The sequence below is a fragment of the Sedimentibacter sp. B4 genome (assembly GCF_000309315.1).
Classification (GTDB): Bacteria; Bacillota; Clostridia; order Tissierellales; family Sedimentibacteraceae; genus Sedimentibacter; species Sedimentibacter saalensis.
In genome coordinates this window covers 1-362 of sequence record NZ_CANG01001086.1, presented here as the reverse complement: position 1 = coordinate 362, position 362 = coordinate 1, and the positions used below count along the sequence as shown (strand labels likewise).

Here is a 362-nt window from a genome sequence, read left to right as displayed (position 1 = left end):
CAGCGACTGAGCGTTCCCGAAGATGTGGCCGCCTCGGCTATGACGACGTCTACTTCGCCGCCGAACTCATCGTGCCGCTCAGTTCGATCCGGCAGCCGAACCGCAAGATGGGGTGGGCGGCCGCCGAGATCCTCATGAACCCCCCGGCGCGCACTCCCCACGTGGTGTTCCAGCCGGAGCTGATCGTTCGGGAGTCCACCCAGAGGTAGCCGCCGAACTGGACCGCGCGCGCTTCGGTCGACCGGCTCAACCGAGGGGCCGGAACACCACCAGAAGTGCCACGAGTCCGATCAGGAACGGCGTCGCATTCCGTAGTCGGCGGGGCCAGCGGAGGCGCGGCCACAGGAGCGCGAACCAGACTC

1 protein-coding gene is annotated in these 362 nt (G+C 68.0%); it reads left to right on the top strand.

Annotated elements, in window-relative coordinates; genetic code table 11:
* Positions 1–209, top strand: a 209-nt coding sequence (locus BN358_RS25105; RefSeq protein ID WP_198018545.1) for a substrate-binding domain-containing protein, incomplete at its 5' end; no start/stop codon positions are given.
* Positions 210–362: the final 153 nt, after the last annotated feature.